The following is a 13,670-nucleotide window of genomic DNA, read 5'->3' on the forward strand; positions in this document are numbered from 1 at the left end:
GTGGATACCGGTTCCGCCGCCCGACGTGCTCTCTTGTTTTGAACCTAGACCCTTCTCGCCGTTTCAGATGGGGCCATCTGAAACGGTCAGGGTCTAGCGCCAGCCGTAGTTGAAGCTGATGGAGATCCGCTCCTTGCGGGCGGCGTTGGGCGGCACCTCGTGGCGCAGCCAGCTCTCCCACATCAGGATCGAGCCCGGCTCCGGTTGCAGGTAGACGAAGGTCCTGGCCGTCTCGGCGGCGTCGGCCAGACGGGGCGGGGCCGCCATCATCAGCGGCAGGCGGGGATCCTCCAGCTTCAGGGCGCTGGCGCCCTTGGGGGTGGCCACATAGACGGTGCCAGAGATGACGCTGTGGGGATGGATGTGCCCCGAATGGGCCGCGTCGGGCTTCAGGATATTGACCCACAGGCTGTCCATCCGCAGCCGGCCGCGCCCCAGGTCGAGCTCCAGGGCCTTGGCGTAGGCCTGGGCGTGCTTGTCGAGCTTGGTCTTCAGCGCCCCAAACACGCTGGCCCGCTGGGGCAGGTCGTCCAGAGAAGCGTAGGAGGTATAGCCGCCATAGGCGTGCTCGCGGCACCAGGCCTGGCCGGCCAGGTCCTCGTCGGCCAGCATGTGGGCGGCCTCCTCGAGCTCGGCGTTGAACTCGGAAAAGCCGCGCTCGGCGGCGAGGGTGGCCTCGTAGACCTGGGTGACGAAGAGCGGGCGGATGGACATGGGACCGGCGCTAACCGGCCCCACGACCAATGTCAAAGTTCGCCGGACCCGGCCTGCAGTCGGAGCAGGTCGGCCATCATCTCTGCGGCCAGCCGTCCGACCTGGGCCTGGGCCTGGGCGTGATGGTCGGCGACCCGCTTGGCGGCGATGGCGCGGCCGAGCGGCGAGGGGCCGGCGCCGTCTGTCAGGGGCAGGGTGGCGATGTCAGGCGCGGCCGCGGACGTCGCGGTCTGCGAGGTCCGGTTGAACTGCTCCACGGCCAGGAAGAAGCCGTACTGCGCGGTGATGATCGGGTCCATGTCTCAACCTCCACGCACGGTGTAGAGGCGGCGCGGTTAAGTCATCGCGCATGGAAATGGTCAAAGACGTTTATGTATATTCACACCCGAGATGAGTATATCCACTTCGGGTATAGAGATTTCGCCGTCAGGCCAGGATGTCCAGCAGGTCGCCTGTCATCTCGTCGGCGGTGCGGATCACCGCCAGGTTGGCGCTGAACTCGTGCTTGGCCGTGATCTGCTCCACCACCTCGTTCGTGTAGTCGACGTCGGCGGTGGGGTCGCCCATCTGCGCCGTCCGCTGGGCGGAGGCCTCGAAGCGGCGGGTGGCGGCGAACAGGCCATACTGGGCCGTGGCGATGGGGTTCATGATTCAGCCCTCCTGGACCCTACCCTGAACCCCCCGCGGTAAAGCTTTCGCCAGCGAAGATGGTGAACGAAATCAGGCGGCTGCGTAGGCCGGCCTCGGGCTCTCGGGGCCTCGCGCCTCCGGAACCCCGGACGCCCCGCCTGAAAAGCGCCACGGTCGCGGTGTGGTATGTTCCCGAAATCGTGGAGGAAAGTTCGATGATCCGGATGTCGATGATCGCGGCCCTGGCCCTGGCGGGCTCCGCCGGCGGAGCCCTGGCGGGGCCGATGAGCAACCCGCCGAGCGAGCGGACGATCTGCCTCGACGTCGGCGGCCAGAGCCTGCCGGCGGTGTGCAAGGTCCCCGCCAGCCGGTTGGACAAGCGCGAGGACTTCTGCCTCTGCCACCAGGGCGTCAGGGTGACCGCGCCGGTCTGCGGCCCCGGCCAGAAGGCGCCCGGCGAAACCCTGGCCTACGAGAAGGCGCGCAAGGCAGCCGCCCGCGACGGCAGCCTGATCGGCGACCTCTATAAGGGCCGCCCGATGTGCGTCGCCGCGCGGGATCCGCTAAGCAACAACTAGGGTTATTTCCCCAGCGCCCCGTAGACCAGCTTCTGGAAGACGGGCAGGGCGACGCGGCCGCCCATGCGCTGGCCGGTGGCCAACTGGCTGGCGGCCTCGGGGCCGAGGGGCATGGAGTTCTGGATCAGGTAGAGCATGACCATGTCCTCCGCCGGGTCGGCCTGCCACCAGGTGCCGAAGGCGCCGGGCCAGCCGAAGGCCCCCTTGGAGCCGGCGCCCATCCAGGCCTGCTTCTCCGGATCGGTGATCACCGAAAGCCCGAGGCCGAAGCCCTGGCCCATCCAGAAGGGAATGCCCATGAAGGGAATCTCGCGCTGGGCGTCGGTGAGGCGGTTGGTGGTCATCAGCTCCACGGTCTCGGGCTTCAGCAGCCGCACCCCGTTCAGCTCGCCCTTGTTCAGCATCAGGCGCGCGAAGGTCAGGTAGTCGTCGGCGGTGGAGATCAGGCCGCCGCCGCCACCGCAGAAGGCCGGCGGCGCGTCCTCGTGCACGAAGGACACATCCTGCAGCTTGTCGGTCTCCGGATCGACCCGGTAGAGCTTGGCCATCCGGTCGCGCTTCTCCGGCGGGCACCAGAAGTCGGTGTCGGTCATGCCGAGCGGGCCGAGGATCCGCGCCATCAGGAATTCGCGGAAGCCGGTCCCGGCGATGCGGCCCACCAGGAAGCCGAGGACGTCGGTGGCGTGGCTGTAGTGGAAGCGCTCGCCCGGCGGATAGGAGAGGGGCAGTTCGGCCAGCCGCTCCATCCAGATGTCCGGGGCGTGAGGATTGCCGATGGGGGAGCCCAGGGCCTTCTCGTAGGCGTGGGCGATGGGCCCCACCGAAGTGAAGCCGTAGGCCAGGCCCGAGCGGTGGGTCATCAGGTCGTCGATGGTGATGTCGCGGGGCGCGTCATAGACCTCGTCCAGCGGGCCGGTGGCGGACTTCAGCACCTTCATGTTGGAGAACTCAGGCGCCCACTTGGTGATGGGGTCGTCGAGGCTCACCTTGCCCTCTTCCACCAGCATCATCAGGGCCACGGAGGTGATCGGCTTGGTCATCGAGGCGATGCGGAACAGGGTGTCGCGCGTCATCGGCTTGCCGCCCGCGATGTCGCGCATGCCGAGGGTGTTGACCTGGGCCACCTCGCCCTTGCGCCAGAGCAGGGTCACGAAGCCAGACAGGTCGCCGGCGTCCACGACGCCCTGCAGGTTGGGCGCGATCTGCGCCAGACCCTCGGTGGAGAAGCCGCCCAAAGACTGATCGCCGTCCATCGTCATTCCACCCTGCTGGCCTTGGGGTCATGATGCCCCGTGTTCCGTGACGTGATTGCGTCGGGTGACGCAGGCGCCGTCAAGCAAAAGGGGAGGGCCGCCATGGCCTATGAACGAGTCGGCGACCCCGTGGCGCCGCATTGGGTGTTCATCTTCCGCCTGGCCCGCAACGTGGTCCTCGCCCTGGTGCTGATCGCCGGCTCCCTGGCGGGCGGGATGTGGGGCTACCACACCTATGAGGCCAAGCCCTGGATCGACGCCTTCGCCGAGGCCGCGATGATCCTGTCGGGCATGGGCCCCCTGAGCGCGCCGGACACCGACGCCGGCAAGCTGTTCGCCGGAGGCTATGCGATCTATTCGGGCCTGTTCCTGGTGGCCACGGCCGGGATCATCCTGGCGCCGGTCCTGCACCGCCTGCTGCACCACATGCATGCGTCCGACGAGGACGAGAACCCGTGAGGGGGGCCGCGCTTGCGTCCGCCGTCGCCGCCTGCGCGTAAAGGGATCGAGCACCCTCCCGCCGCCAGTATCAGGACCCGATGCCGCCCTCGATCCGTCGTCCCCTCCGCCTTGGCCTGGCCGCGGCGACCGCCGCCCTGACCGCGGCCTGCTCGCCGCTGACCCTGTTCTCCACCTTCACGCCGAAGGATCCCGCCAGTCGCCTGAACGCCGGGACCGCCTATGGCCCGCTGTCGCGACAGAAGCTGGACGTCTATGCGCCGCGGCGGACCAAGGCCGGCGCTCCCGTGGCCGTGTTCTTCTACGGCGGCTCCTGGGATTCCGGGCGACGGCAGGACTATCGCTGGGTGGGCCAGGCCCTGGCCGCCCAGGGCTATGTCACCGTGGTCCCCGACTACCGGATCTATCCGGAGGTGACCTATCCGCACTTCCTGGAGGACGGGGCCGCGGCGATCCGCTGGGCTGTGGACCACGCCGCCGCCTATGGCGGCGACCCCAGCCGCATTGTGCTGATCGGCCATTCGGCGGGCGCCTACAACGCCGTGATGCTGGGCCTGGACGGCCGCTACCTGAAGGCCCAGGGCGTCGACATCCATCGCATCCGCGCCGTGGCGGGCCTGTCGGGTCCCTACGACTTCGTGCCCCTGGACGGGCCGATCACGAGGCGCACCTTCGGCGGGGCCGCCGACCTCGCCGCCACCCAGCCCGCGACCTATGTCAGCGCCGCCAGCCCACCGGCCTTCCTGGCCACCGGTGACGCCGACCGCACGGTCTTTCCGCGCAACACCAAGGCGCTGGCCCGAACCCTGCGCGGCGCGGGGGTGAGGGTGGAGGAGCGCCACTATGCCGGGATCGATCACGCCGGCATGGTGCTGGCCCTGTCGCGGCCCTTGAGGGGCCGCGCCCCGGTGCTGGCCGAGATGAGCGCCTTCCTGGACGCCGCGGTGAAGCCGGGCGCCGATTGACAGGGCGGGCCCCGCGCGACTAAGCGGAGCCATGGCCTCCGCCCTGACCCGCGCCCAGCAACAGCAACGCCTTCTTCAGGCGGTGCGGGTGCGCGCGAACGGTCCGGGCTAGGTCCCGATCCCTCTTCGAACGAGCCACCCATCCCGCCCGGTCGGCGGGGGGCGTCCTGCTGTCCGGGCCTTCGCCAAAGGAGACCCCCATGACCAAGTATTTCGCCGGTGAGACGGCGGTCGAGCGCATCGGCGCCGGCCTGCTGGACCGATCCCTGCCCAAGAGCGAATGGACCCACGCGGCCCACTTCGCCGCGGCCCTATGGCTGCTGCGCCGCCATGGCGAGGCGGAGACGGCGCAACGGATGCCCGGCCTGATCCGGGCCTATAACGAGGCGGTCGGCGGGGTGAACTCCGACACCGAGGGCTATCACGAGACCATCACCCAGGCCTCGATCGGGGAGGCCGCCCGCTTCCTGGCCACGCGTCCGCCGGCCGAGCCGCTGCATGTGGTGGTGGATCAGTTGATGGCCTCGCCCCTGGGCGACCGCGACTGGCCGCTGGCCTACTGGAGCAAGGACCGGCTGTTCTCCGTGGCGGCGCGGCGGGGCTGGGTGGCGCCGGACGTGGCGCCCCTGCCGCAGGCTTGAAGGCGCGGCCGCCTTCGGCCACCGTCGCGGCCATGGACAAGAGCTCGAACCGCCCCGCCCAGGTCATCATCCTCAACGGCGTGGGCAGTGTCGGGAAGAGTTCGACGGCCCGGGCCCTGCAGGTGCTCGCCGCCCGACCGTGGCTCCATGTCTCCATGGACGCCTTCCTGGACATGCTGCCCGCCGCCATGTTCGGCCATACGGAGGGCCTGGTGTTCGAGACCCTCGAGGCGGACGGGCGCCCGTCCGTGGCCATCCACAGCGGGTCGGTGGTGGAGCGCGCGCTGTCGGGCATGCGCCGCGCCGTGGCGGCCATGGCGGGGCAGGGCAACAGCCTGATCGTCGACGACGTGATGATCGGCCCCGACGCGGCGGCGGACTATCGCGCCGCGCTGGTGGGGTTCGAGGTGCGGTTCGTGGGCCTGTTCGCGCCGCTGGAGGTGCTGGAGGCGCGGGAGCGGGCCCGCGGCGACCGCGCCATCGGCCTGGCCCGCTGGCAGCACGACCGCGTCCACAGCGGCCAGGCCTACGACCTGGAGATCGACACCGCCACGCGGACCCCGGAGGCGTGCGCGGCGATGATCCGCGACGCGTTCGGGCTGTAGGGCGGGCTCCCCTGTGCAGCGGGGATGGTGCGCCACTGGAACACGTCCGTCATCCCGGGCGACCGCAGGGAGACCCGGGACCCAGGGGGATTGGCTGTGGCCCCTGGGTCCCGGCTCTCCGCTACGCTGCGGCCGGGATGACGTGATCAAGTGCAGGGAGGCTCGGCGTCTTCCCCACGGCGGAGGCGCGAGCCCTCAGTGGCACGCCTGCCCTGAGCGCTTGCGGTCGTAGGCCGCCACCAGGCTCTGATAGGGCGGCAGGAAGGTGTGCAGCTTCACAGCCTTGCCGTCCGTGGAGGTCCCGGCGACGCCGGCGCGGATCTCGAAGTGCATGTGGATGGTGGTGGGGGTGCCGCCGAAGTCGTTGGAGGCCTTGCCCAGGTTGTCGCCGGCCTTCACCTGCGCGCCTTCCTTCACCGCCAGCTGGTTCATCCGCATGTGCAGGTAGCGGTAGACCCGGTGCGGCGCCGCGGCGCCGGTGAGGGTGACGGTGTAGGTCCCGACGTCGGTGATGATCCCGTCCTCGGCGGCCACCACCCAGTGAAGGTCCTTCTTGCAGGTGGCCGGACGGATGTCCTGGCCCTGGTGGCCCTTGCCGGACACGCAGAGCGGGCTGGCGTAGCCGCGGCTCTCACAAAAATTGTCCCGCCAGGGGAGGCTGTAATTGCTGGAGTCGCACTGGCTGGGCTTGTCCTTCGGACCCATGCCGCCGCCGGCCCCATAGACCTGGGAGTTGGCGAAGGCGGCCTCGGCGAAGGGGAAGCAGAGGTTCGGGGACCATACCGTGCGGTCGAGATAGCCCGAGCCGGACTTCGGGATCAGGTCGCCGGCCGGGAAATGGCCGAAGCTGCCCGCCGACGGGGCGTCGGGGGTCTTGACCGGATCGGCGGCGGGTTGGGGCTGGGCCTCGTCGGGAAGCTGCTCGACGCCGCCGTCGCCCACGGGTTCCTCGGGCTCGGCGGCCGGGCCTGACGGCGTCGTCGCGCCGGAGGCGGCGGGGGTGGCGGACGGGTTGGCGCCGGGAGGCGGCGGGCTGCCGAACCAGCCCGAATTGTAGCCCACCAGGGCCAGGACCGCGATGACGATCAGGATCAGGATGATGAGCGGCGCGCGCATCTAGGCCCCCAGTCCGGCGGCCTGACGGGCGGCCTTGCCCATCACCACGACGGTGCTCTTGGCCACCAGGCCGCGCACGAAGCCTTCGGTGCGGCAGCGGGCGTCCGACGGCGCGTCGCAGCGCAGCTCGACGGTGTAGAGCACGCCGTAGCGGACGAAGCTGGCGAGCTGGCCGTCCACCGTGCGCTGGACCACCAGCTGCTCGGGTCCGACGGCGGGCAGGTTCAGCTTGGAGCCGGCGGGCAGGGGGGTGGTCTCCGCCGTGCCGGTCAGCGAGACCCGCGCCCCGGTCAGATTGGCGGTGATCGAATAGTAGTCGCCGAAGGAATAGATCCGCGCCCCGCCCATCAGGTCGGCGTCGGCCGGCAGCAGGATCGGCAATTTGGTCTTGTCCACCGCCGCCGGGTCCAGGCCCCGGCCGAGGCCAGGGCCGGCATTGCCGCTCTGGCGCAGGCCGCCGACCGCGCCGCGCCAGTCGATCCCATCCGGGCTCGGGGGGCGGCCCGCCGGGCCAATGGCCGCGGGCGCGGCCAGAACGGCCGGGCGGGTGAGGGCGGGACGGGTGGTGGCGGGCCGGGTCGTCGATGGCGGCGCGGTCTGGGCGCTGGCGGTGACGCAGGTCAGCGCGGCGCCGGCCGCGATCAGAGCTCGGATCCTTGGACTACGCATTGGCCACCCCCGCGTCAGAGCCAAGCTTGGCGCATTTGACGCATGCTGTTAACCCTCGGTTGCAACCCAATACGGTTTTCCCCCTATCGCGCCGAAAAGACTGGCGAATTCTCCCGCTGATTGAACCGCCGCGGGGGTCATTGCTTGACCTAGGGGCAAGCTTGTTGCGCCGCCGCAATTGAACCGGCGCCGGTTGCTGGCTATATGCACAGCCGTTGTCGACGCGGGTTTCGCGCCAGTGTGCGCCCGCGCCTTGTGTAAGGAAGCGCCATGCTCGTCACCCTGATGAAGGCCAAGCTGCACCGCGCGACGGTGACCCAGGCCGACATGGACTACGAAGGCTCCATCGCCATCGACCGCGAGCTGCTGGACGTCTCGGGCATCTTGCCGCACGAACAGGTGGACGTGCTCAACATCACCACTGGCGCCCGCTTCACCACCTACGCCATCGAGGCGCCGCGGGGCTCCAAGGTCATCGGCGTCAATGGCGCGGCCGCTCGCCTGGTGCAGAAGGGCGACAAGGTCATCATCGTGACCTACGGCCTGCTGCCGGCCGAGGAGGCCCGCAACTACTCCCCCACCGTCGTGCTGCTGGACGACGCCAACGACATCAAGAAGGCGGCCTGATGCGCGCGCTCGTCCTGCTGGCGGCGGCGGGCCTGAGCCTCGCCGCCTGCTCGCCGGGCGCGCCCAAGGGTATCGACAAGGCCGCCCTGGACGCCGCGGTCAACGAACGGGTCGGCGACCCCGGCACCTGCGTGCTGATCGGAGAGACCGGGTCCGGCGAGGTGGTCTACCGCTTCGGCTCCAACGTCACCTGCGGCCGGGTGCTGCCGGCCTGCAACGGGGCGACCCGCACGGTCGACGCCCTGCTGAAGGTCACCGCCAAGAGCCGGGCGCCGGCCAATATCAGCTGCGACAGCTCACCGGACGGGGCTCGGACCGTGGCCTGGGCCGCCGGTGGGGTCGAGACCCACGACGAGCTGGTCTACGCCGCGGCCATGGAGGGCGACAAGACCCCGCCCGGCGTGGTGATCGCCGACAAGCTGGCCGCCGCCTTCGCCGCGGCCGGCCTGATCAAGAAGTAGGGAAACCCGCGCCCGTCTTCCTCCCCCGCGAACGGGGGAGGAAGGATCAGGTTTAGCGCGTCAGCTCATAGAGCCCGGTGACGTCCACCCGGACCCGCAGTTCGCCGCCGGCCACGGGGGTCGACTCGGCCTTGTCCATCCGCGCCATGGCCATGACCGGCATCGGCGGGGGCGCGCTGTAGCCGCCGCCTTCGCTGAGGGTCACCAGGCGGCCGACGCGGTAGCCGGTGGCCCGCGCGTAGAGGTTGGCCTTGTCGCTGAGCGCCTTGACCGCGTCCTCGCGGGCCGCGTTCTCCGCCGCGGTGGGATCGTTCAGGCCAAAGGCGATCCCGTTGACCTGGTTGGCCCCGGCGTTGACCGTGGCGTCGACGGCCGAGCCGAGGCGGGCCAGGTCGTGGACGGAGACCGTCACCTGGTTGCTGGCCTGGTAGCCGCGCAGACGGGGCGGGTTGTTCTCCACATAGTCGTACTGGGCGTTGAGGTTCAGGCCGGAGGTCTGGATGTCCTTGTCGGCGATGCCGGCGCGGCGCAGGGCGGCGAAGATCTTGTTCATCTGGGTGGCGTTGGCGGCCATGGCGGCCGCGGCCGTCGGGGCCTCGGTGTTCACCCCCAGATTGATGGTGGCCATGTCGGGGGCGACGCGGGTCTCGCCATAGGCCGACAGGTTCAGGGTGGTGGCCCGGAACATGGAGTCGGCGGCGGGCGGGGCGGCTTGGGCCAGGGCGGCGGGCGCCGCGACCGTGGTGGCCAGGAGCAGGCTGAGGGCGCCGGCGCGGACGAAGGTTTTCATCGATATCTCCCAAAGGGGTGCGAGCTTGACTGTACCACCCCGCACTCGAACGATGAACGCGGGACTGGGTTCCTTGATGACAAGGCCAAGCTGAACGGCGGCTTTAATGGACGTGCAGCCCATGGTAACCCGCAGGCCGCTGCAGGGGCCTGTAGCTCAATGGTTAGAGCCGACCGCTCATAACGGTCTGGTTGTAGGTTCGAGTCCTACCGGGCCCACCAGCAAGCTTCCGTCGGCGGTCCGGGCGCTCCAGGATGGTCTTTTGACGGTTTCCTGAAAGAACTGGAGCCCCGAGCCTTGCCGACGCCCTCGACGACCGCCCGGCGCGAGTCCGGGATGCTGGCGCTGGTGGTCGGCCCTTCCGGCGTCGGCAAGGACACCCTGCTGGACGGCGCCCGCGCGGCCCTGGCCGGTGACAGCTGTTTCGTCTTTCCCCGCCGGGAGATCAACCGACCCGCCGAAGCCGGGGGCGAGGACCACGTCGCCGTCAGCGAGGCGGCCTTCGCGGCCCGTGAGGCGGCCGGGGGCTACGCCCTGTCCTGGCGCGCCCATGGCCTCGGCTATGGCGTGCCGTCCGCGATCCTCGAGGACCTGGCCGCAGGCCGCTGCGTGGTGGTGAATGTCTCCCGCAGCGTGCTGGACGAGGCGCGCGCGCGGTTCGGCGACGTCCGCGTGATCGCCATAACCGCCGACCGCAAGCTGCTGGCCGATCGCCTGGCGCGACGCGGCCGCGAGAGCCCAGCCGAGATCGCCGAGCGCCTCGCCCGGGCCGAGTCCTTCGCGGTGACCGGCCCCGACGTGGTGACGGTGCGCAACGATGGGACCCCGGACGAGGGCGTCGCCCAGCTGCTGGCCGCCCTCAGACTCCGCCCAGGGTGAGCCGGGTGGAGCAGAGCGCCAGGGGCGCCAGCCGGTGGCTGACGATCACGGCGCCCTGGCCGGTGCGGCCTAGCCGCCGCTCGAGGGCCGCCAGCAACTTGGTTTCGGTCGTCGCGTCCAGCCCCTCGGTCGGCTCGTCGAGCAGGAGCCACGGCGCGGGCCGCAGGTAGGCCCGCGCCAGGGAGAGGCGTCGTCGTTCGCCGCCCGACAGGACCTCACCGCCATCGCCGATCCAGGTCTGCAGGCCCTTGGGCAGGCGCCGCACCCGGGCGTCCAGCTGCGCGTCGGCCAGCACTTCCCACAGGGCGGCCTCTTCGGCGTCGGGCGCGGCCAGGCGCAGGTTCTCCGCCACCGTGCCGGTTAGCAGGCGGGCGTCCTGCGGCGCATAGGCGAACAGGGCGCGCGCCCATCCCGTGGCCTCGGCCTCCAGGGGACGCGCGCCGATGAGGATCCGTCCCGGCGGCGCGTCGCGCAGGCCCACCAGGGCCTCGAGGGTCCTCGTCTTGCCGCCGCCGGAGGGGCCGACGATGGCGAGGCGGTCGCCGGGGGCCAGCCGGTGGCCGTCGATCTCAACGTCTGCGTCGGCTGGCGGGGCGCCGCGCGGCGGGCCGGCGTCGACGAGGAGCGCATCCAGACGGGAGATCGCCTCCCGATAGGCGCCCTGCTGCTGGGCGGCCCGCAGCAGGGCCGTCACCCCCTCCAGGCCGGCGAGGGCGGCGAGCACCGCCAGGGCCGCCAGGGGGAGGGGGGCGCCCGCCGACAGCGCCGCCACGGAGACCACCGTCAGGGCGGTCAGCGCCGCCTGGCCAAGCCCCAGGAGGGACTCGGCGTCGCTGCGGGCCAGGTTGGCGCGCCCCAGATCGGTGTCGTGGACCATCAGCGCCTCCACCGCCCGGTCGGTCAGGTCGAAGCAGCGCAGCTCCGGCGCGGCCAGCAGATAGGCGCCGAGGCCATCCTTGAGCCGCCCCGCGGCGCGCAGCTGGTCTCGGCCGGCGACGCGGGTCAGGTGGTCGGCCAGCCGGCGGCCCAGGACGAGCTGCAGCGCCAGGCCTGCCAGGAAGGCCACCGAGGCCCAGATGGAGGCCAGGCCCATGACCGCCGCCGCCGCCCCGGCCGCCGCGGTCGCGGCCCAGGGCGCCGAGCGGCGCACGAACAGGGTCTCGATGGCGTTGACGTCCTGCACCAGCCGGGCCGAGGCTTCCCCGGTCGACAGGGTTAGGGACTGCTGCGGAGGCGACGCCGCCAGGCCCGCGAACAGGGCCGGGCGCAGGGCGGCCAGGGCGCGGAAGGCGGCGCGATGACCAAACAGCCGCTCCCCATAACGCCCCGCGGTTCGGAGGATCGCCAGGCCCCGAAGGCCCGCGCTGGGCAACAGGTAGTTGAAGGCCTGGACGGCGGCGGGGCCCGCCGCGCCCGCCAGGGCCGCGCCGGCGAGAAACCAGCCCGAGAGGCCCAGCAACAGGGTGGTCGCCGCCGCGGTCGCCGCGCCCGCCAGGCCGGCGATCAGCAGGTCGCCGCGGCGCAGGCGCACCTGCCGGGCGAGGAAGTCGCCGATGGGGGAGGGGCCGCTCACGGCAGCCTCACGACATGGTCGGCGGCGGCGGCGAGAACCTCGGAGTGGGTGGCGACGATGATCGTGCGCCCCCGCGCCGCCGCGCGGATCAGGGCCACGATCTCGGCCTCGGCCACCGGATCGAGATCGGCCGTGGGTTCGTCCAGCAGCAGCAGGGGCGCGGGCTTGAGCAGGGCGCGCGCCAGGGCCAGCCGCCGGCGCTCCCCGCCCGAGAGGCCGGAGCCGCGCTCGTCCAGCCGGGTGTCGGCGGCCAGGTCGCGACGGGCCAGGGCCGGCGTCAGGCCGACCCGATCGGCCATGGCCAGGGCCGCCTCGGCCGTGACGCTAGGGGCGGCGGCCATCAGGTTTTCGGTGATCGTGCCCGGCAGGAAGGCCGGCGCCTGCCCGGCCCAGGCGGCGAGGCCGGCGAAGCCGCCGGTGTCGGCCAGCCGCAGCGGCCCGACCTCGACGGACCCGGCCTCCAGGGGTGAGAGACCCAGGATCGCCGCCAGGACGGAGGACTTTCCCGATCCCGTGGGACCGACAAGGGCGGTCAGGGCGCCGGCCGGGGCGACGGCGTCGAGCGGGCCGATGACGAGATCGCCGAACCTCAGGGTGAGGTCGCGCAGCCGCACCTCCGGCGCGGCGTCCAGGCCAAGGGGCGTGATCGGCGCGGGCGGGCCCCCCGCCAGCAACGGTCGCAGGCGCGCCGCGGCGGCCTCGCCGAGCTGCTTCTCGTGATAGGCGGCGGCGAGCCGGCGCAGGGGCGCGTAGAATTCCGGGGCCAGGGCCAGGGCGAAGAAGGCGTGCCGGAAGTCGAGGCTCTCCGGAACCTTGAACGGCAGCAGGCCCAGCAGGGAGAAGCCGCAATAGACCGCCACCAGGGCCACGGCCAGGGCGGCGAAGAACTCCAGGGCGGCCGTCGAGATGAAGGCGATCCGCAGCACCCCCAGGGTGCGTTGGCTGACCTCCTGGGCGGCCTGGGCGACCCTGGCGGTCTCCCGCGCCTCGGCCTGGAAGGCGAGCACCACCGGCAGGGCCCGGACCCGGTCGACGAAGTGGCCCGAGAGCCTGGCCAGGGCCTCGAACTGGCGGGTCGCCTCGGCGCCCGCCGCGCCGCCGGCCAGGGCCATGATCGCCGCGAAGGGAACCAGGGTGGCCAGCAATATCGCCGCCGAAACCGGGCTGGCCAGGACCACCGCGCCGGCGATCACCAGCGGGCCGATGCGGGCGTCCAGCGCGGCGGGCTGGAACAGGCTGAAATAGCCGTCGAGGGACTCGATCTCATCGACGACGGCGCCGGCGGCTTCTCCCACCGAGGAGGCGTCGCCCCGCCCGCGCCCCAGGGCGACGGACAGGGCCTCGCGACGCAGCCGCGTCTTGACCCGCAAGGCGTGGCGGGCGGCGACCCGGCTCGTGCCCCATCCCGCCAGGGCGCGCGCCGCCTGGGCCGCCACGAGGCCCGCCAAGGCCGGCGCGAGCGTCTCGCCGGTCAGGATCCCGGTCAGGGCGAAGGCGAAGCCCGCCGCGCCCGCGGCATTGATCATCGTCAATGCGGTCAGGACGGGAGAGCGCCTATGTGCGGCGCGACCGAGGGCTTTGAGAAAGTGACGATCGGCGTCAGAGTCGGCGGCGTTCATCGGGCTACAGATACATAGTTGCGTATCTTAGCATATGATGATGTTGCATTGCGAAGCTGGCAGGCGCTAGGTGCGGCCAAGCTGAAGGATT

Annotated in this window: 17 protein-coding genes and 1 tRNA gene; 9 read left to right on the forward strand and 9 right to left on the reverse strand. The window is 71.4% G+C overall.

The window, feature by feature from the left end; genetic code table 11:
* Positions 1-93: 93 nt before the first annotated feature.
* The 3 genes from ACO06I_RS00435 to ACO06I_RS00445 form a co-directional block, all read right to left on the reverse strand.
* The gene (locus ACO06I_RS00435; protein ID WP_421930662.1) at positions 94-714 is read right to left on the reverse strand and encodes a TIGR02466 family protein; all 621 of its coding nucleotides are present in this window, start codon (positions 712-714) and stop codon (positions 94-96) included.
* Positions 715-746: 32 nt separating this feature from the next.
* Positions 747-1,013: a hypothetical protein gene (locus ACO06I_RS00440; protein ID WP_421930663.1), complete on the reverse strand. Its 267-nt coding sequence runs from the start codon at positions 1,011-1,013 to the stop codon at positions 747-749.
* 127 nt (positions 1,014-1,140) lie between these two features.
* Positions 1,141-1,362, reverse strand: coding sequence for a flagellar basal body rod C-terminal domain-containing protein (locus ACO06I_RS00445; RefSeq protein WP_421930664.1), 222 nt, complete (start codon positions 1,360-1,362; stop codon positions 1,141-1,143).
* A 197-nt stretch (positions 1,363-1,559) separates the two neighbouring features.
* Here ACO06I_RS00445 and ACO06I_RS00450 point away from each other — a divergent pair, with 197 nt between their 5' ends.
* Entirely contained in the window at positions 1,560-1,922 is a 363-nt protein-coding gene (locus ACO06I_RS00450; protein WP_421930665.1) for a hypothetical protein, read from the forward strand.
* Between the two features lie 2 nt (positions 1,923-1,924).
* Here ACO06I_RS00450 and ACO06I_RS00455 read toward each other — a convergent pair whose 3' ends face one another.
* A complete protein-coding gene (locus ACO06I_RS00455; RefSeq protein ID WP_421930666.1) occupies positions 1,925-3,175 on the reverse strand; it encodes a serine hydrolase domain-containing protein in 1,251 nt (416 codons plus the stop codon).
* 102 nt (positions 3,176-3,277) lie between these two features.
* Here ACO06I_RS00455 and ACO06I_RS00460 point away from each other — a divergent pair, with 102 nt between their 5' ends.
* From ACO06I_RS00460 to ACO06I_RS00475, 4 genes are all read left to right on the forward strand, one after another.
* Positions 3,278-3,634 (forward strand): hypothetical protein, encoded by a 357-nt coding sequence (locus ACO06I_RS00460; RefSeq protein ID WP_421930667.1) that lies wholly within the window; start codon positions 3,278-3,280, stop codon positions 3,632-3,634.
* A gap of 80 nt (positions 3,635-3,714) precedes the next feature.
* On the forward strand, positions 3,715-4,599 hold the full coding sequence (locus ACO06I_RS00465) for an alpha/beta hydrolase (protein WP_421930668.1): 885 nt from the start codon (positions 3,715-3,717) through the stop codon (positions 4,597-4,599).
* Between the two features lie 200 nt (positions 4,600-4,799).
* Positions 4,800-5,240, forward strand: coding sequence for a hypothetical protein (locus ACO06I_RS00470; RefSeq protein WP_421930669.1), 441 nt, complete (start codon positions 4,800-4,802; stop codon positions 5,238-5,240).
* A 32-nt stretch (positions 5,241-5,272) separates the two neighbouring features.
* Positions 5,273-5,845 (forward strand): chloramphenicol phosphotransferase CPT family protein, encoded by a 573-nt coding sequence (locus ACO06I_RS00475; RefSeq protein ID WP_421930670.1) that lies wholly within the window; start codon positions 5,273-5,275, stop codon positions 5,843-5,845.
* A 195-nt stretch (positions 5,846-6,040) separates the two neighbouring features.
* Here ACO06I_RS00475 and ACO06I_RS00480 read toward each other — a convergent pair whose 3' ends face one another.
* On the reverse strand, positions 6,041-6,961 hold the full coding sequence (locus ACO06I_RS00480; protein WP_421930671.1) for a peptidoglycan DD-metalloendopeptidase family protein: 921 nt from the start codon (positions 6,959-6,961) through the stop codon (positions 6,041-6,043).
* Positions 6,962-7,630 carry a hypothetical protein gene (locus tag ACO06I_RS00485; protein ID WP_421930672.1) on the reverse strand — a complete coding sequence of 223 codons (669 nt, stop codon included), beginning with the start codon at positions 7,628-7,630 and terminating at the stop codon, positions 6,962-6,964.
* 270 nt (positions 7,631-7,900) lie between these two features.
* On the opposite strand from ACO06I_RS00485, the gene panD reads away from it, so the two are divergent.
* Both panD and ACO06I_RS00495 read left to right on the forward strand, forming a co-directional pair.
* Positions 7,901-8,257: an aspartate 1-decarboxylase gene (panD, locus tag ACO06I_RS00490; RefSeq protein WP_421930673.1), complete on the forward strand. Its 357-nt coding sequence runs from the start codon at positions 7,901-7,903 to the stop codon at positions 8,255-8,257.
* On the forward strand, positions 8,257-8,718 hold the full coding sequence (locus tag ACO06I_RS00495; RefSeq protein ID WP_421930674.1) for a hypothetical protein: 462 nt from the start codon (positions 8,257-8,259) through the stop codon (positions 8,716-8,718). Before panD ends, ACO06I_RS00495 begins: the two co-directional genes overlap by 1 nt.
* A gap of 52 nt (positions 8,719-8,770) precedes the next feature.
* Here ACO06I_RS00495 and ACO06I_RS00500 read toward each other — a convergent pair whose 3' ends face one another.
* The gene (locus ACO06I_RS00500; RefSeq protein WP_421930675.1) at positions 8,771-9,508 is read right to left on the reverse strand and encodes an SIMPL domain-containing protein; all 738 of its coding nucleotides are present in this window, start codon (positions 9,506-9,508) and stop codon (positions 8,771-8,773) included.
* A 145-nt stretch (positions 9,509-9,653) separates the two neighbouring features.
* Here ACO06I_RS00500 and ACO06I_RS00505 point away from each other — a divergent pair.
* Both ACO06I_RS00505 and phnN read left to right on the forward strand, forming a co-directional pair.
* Positions 9,654-9,729, forward strand: a tRNA-Ile gene (locus ACO06I_RS00505).
* 76 nt (positions 9,730-9,805) lie between these two features.
* On the forward strand, positions 9,806-10,387 hold the full coding sequence (gene phnN / locus ACO06I_RS00510; protein WP_421930676.1) for a phosphonate metabolism protein/1,5-bisphosphokinase (PRPP-forming) PhnN: 582 nt from the start codon (positions 9,806-9,808) through the stop codon (positions 10,385-10,387).
* Here the strand turns inward: phnN and ACO06I_RS00515 are convergent.
* Both ACO06I_RS00515 and ACO06I_RS00520 read right to left on the reverse strand, forming a co-directional pair.
* Entirely contained in the window at positions 10,368-11,960 is a 1,593-nt protein-coding gene (locus ACO06I_RS00515; RefSeq protein WP_421930677.1) for an amino acid ABC transporter ATP-binding/permease protein, read from the reverse strand. The genes phnN and ACO06I_RS00515 overlap by 20 nt on opposite strands.
* Positions 11,957-13,486, reverse strand: coding sequence for an ATP-binding cassette domain-containing protein (locus tag ACO06I_RS00520; RefSeq protein ID WP_421930678.1), 1,530 nt, complete (start codon positions 13,484-13,486; stop codon positions 11,957-11,959). The genes ACO06I_RS00515 and ACO06I_RS00520 overlap by 4 nt, the downstream gene beginning before the upstream one ends.
* Positions 13,487-13,670 lie beyond the last annotated feature (184 nt).

This window comes from Phenylobacterium sp. (assembly GCF_965229015.1).
Classification (GTDB): domain Bacteria; phylum Pseudomonadota; class Alphaproteobacteria; order Caulobacterales; family Caulobacteraceae; genus Phenylobacterium.

Bases quoted from the DNA above. Each gene is read 5' to 3' on its own strand.
- ACO06I_RS00435 (WP_421930662.1), bottom strand. From the start codon at position 714: ATGTCCATCCGCCCGCTCTTCGTCACCCAGGTCTACGAGGCCACCCTC.
- panD (WP_421930673.1), top strand. From the start codon at position 7,901: ATGCTCGTCACCCTGATGAAGGCCAAGCTGCACCGCGCGACGGTGACC.
- ACO06I_RS00485 (WP_421930672.1), bottom strand. From the start codon at position 7,630: ATGCGTAGTCCAAGGATCCGAGCTCTGATCGCGGCCGGCGCCGCGCTG.
- ACO06I_RS00470 (WP_421930669.1), top strand. From the start codon at position 4,800: ATGACCAAGTATTTCGCCGGTGAGACGGCGGTCGAGCGCATCGGCGCC.
- ACO06I_RS00455 (WP_421930666.1), bottom strand. From the start codon at position 3,175: ATGGACGGCGATCAGTCTTTGGGCGGCTTCTCCACCGAGGGTCTGGCG.
- ACO06I_RS00465 (WP_421930668.1), top strand. From the start codon at position 3,715: ATGCCGCCCTCGATCCGTCGTCCCCTCCGCCTTGGCCTGGCCGCGGCG.
- ACO06I_RS00520 (WP_421930678.1), bottom strand. From the start codon at position 13,486: ATGATCAATGCCGCGGGCGCGGCGGGCTTCGCCTTCGCCCTGACCGGG.
- ACO06I_RS00475 (WP_421930670.1), top strand. From the start codon at position 5,273: ATGGACAAGAGCTCGAACCGCCCCGCCCAGGTCATCATCCTCAACGGC.
- ACO06I_RS00440 (WP_421930663.1), bottom strand. From the start codon at position 1,013: ATGGACCCGATCATCACCGCGCAGTACGGCTTCTTCCTGGCCGTGGAG.
- ACO06I_RS00450 (WP_421930665.1), top strand. From the start codon at position 1,560: ATGATCCGGATGTCGATGATCGCGGCCCTGGCCCTGGCGGGCTCCGCC.
- ACO06I_RS00495 (WP_421930674.1), top strand. From the start codon at position 8,257: ATGCGCGCGCTCGTCCTGCTGGCGGCGGCGGGCCTGAGCCTCGCCGCC.
- ACO06I_RS00460 (WP_421930667.1), top strand. From the start codon at position 3,278: ATGGCCTATGAACGAGTCGGCGACCCCGTGGCGCCGCATTGGGTGTTC.
- ACO06I_RS00445 (WP_421930664.1), bottom strand. From the start codon at position 1,362: ATGAACCCCATCGCCACGGCCCAGTATGGCCTGTTCGCCGCCACCCGC.
- ACO06I_RS00500 (WP_421930675.1), bottom strand. From the start codon at position 9,508: ATGAAAACCTTCGTCCGCGCCGGCGCCCTCAGCCTGCTCCTGGCCACC.
- ACO06I_RS00480 (WP_421930671.1), bottom strand. From the start codon at position 6,961: ATGCGCGCGCCGCTCATCATCCTGATCCTGATCGTCATCGCGGTCCTG.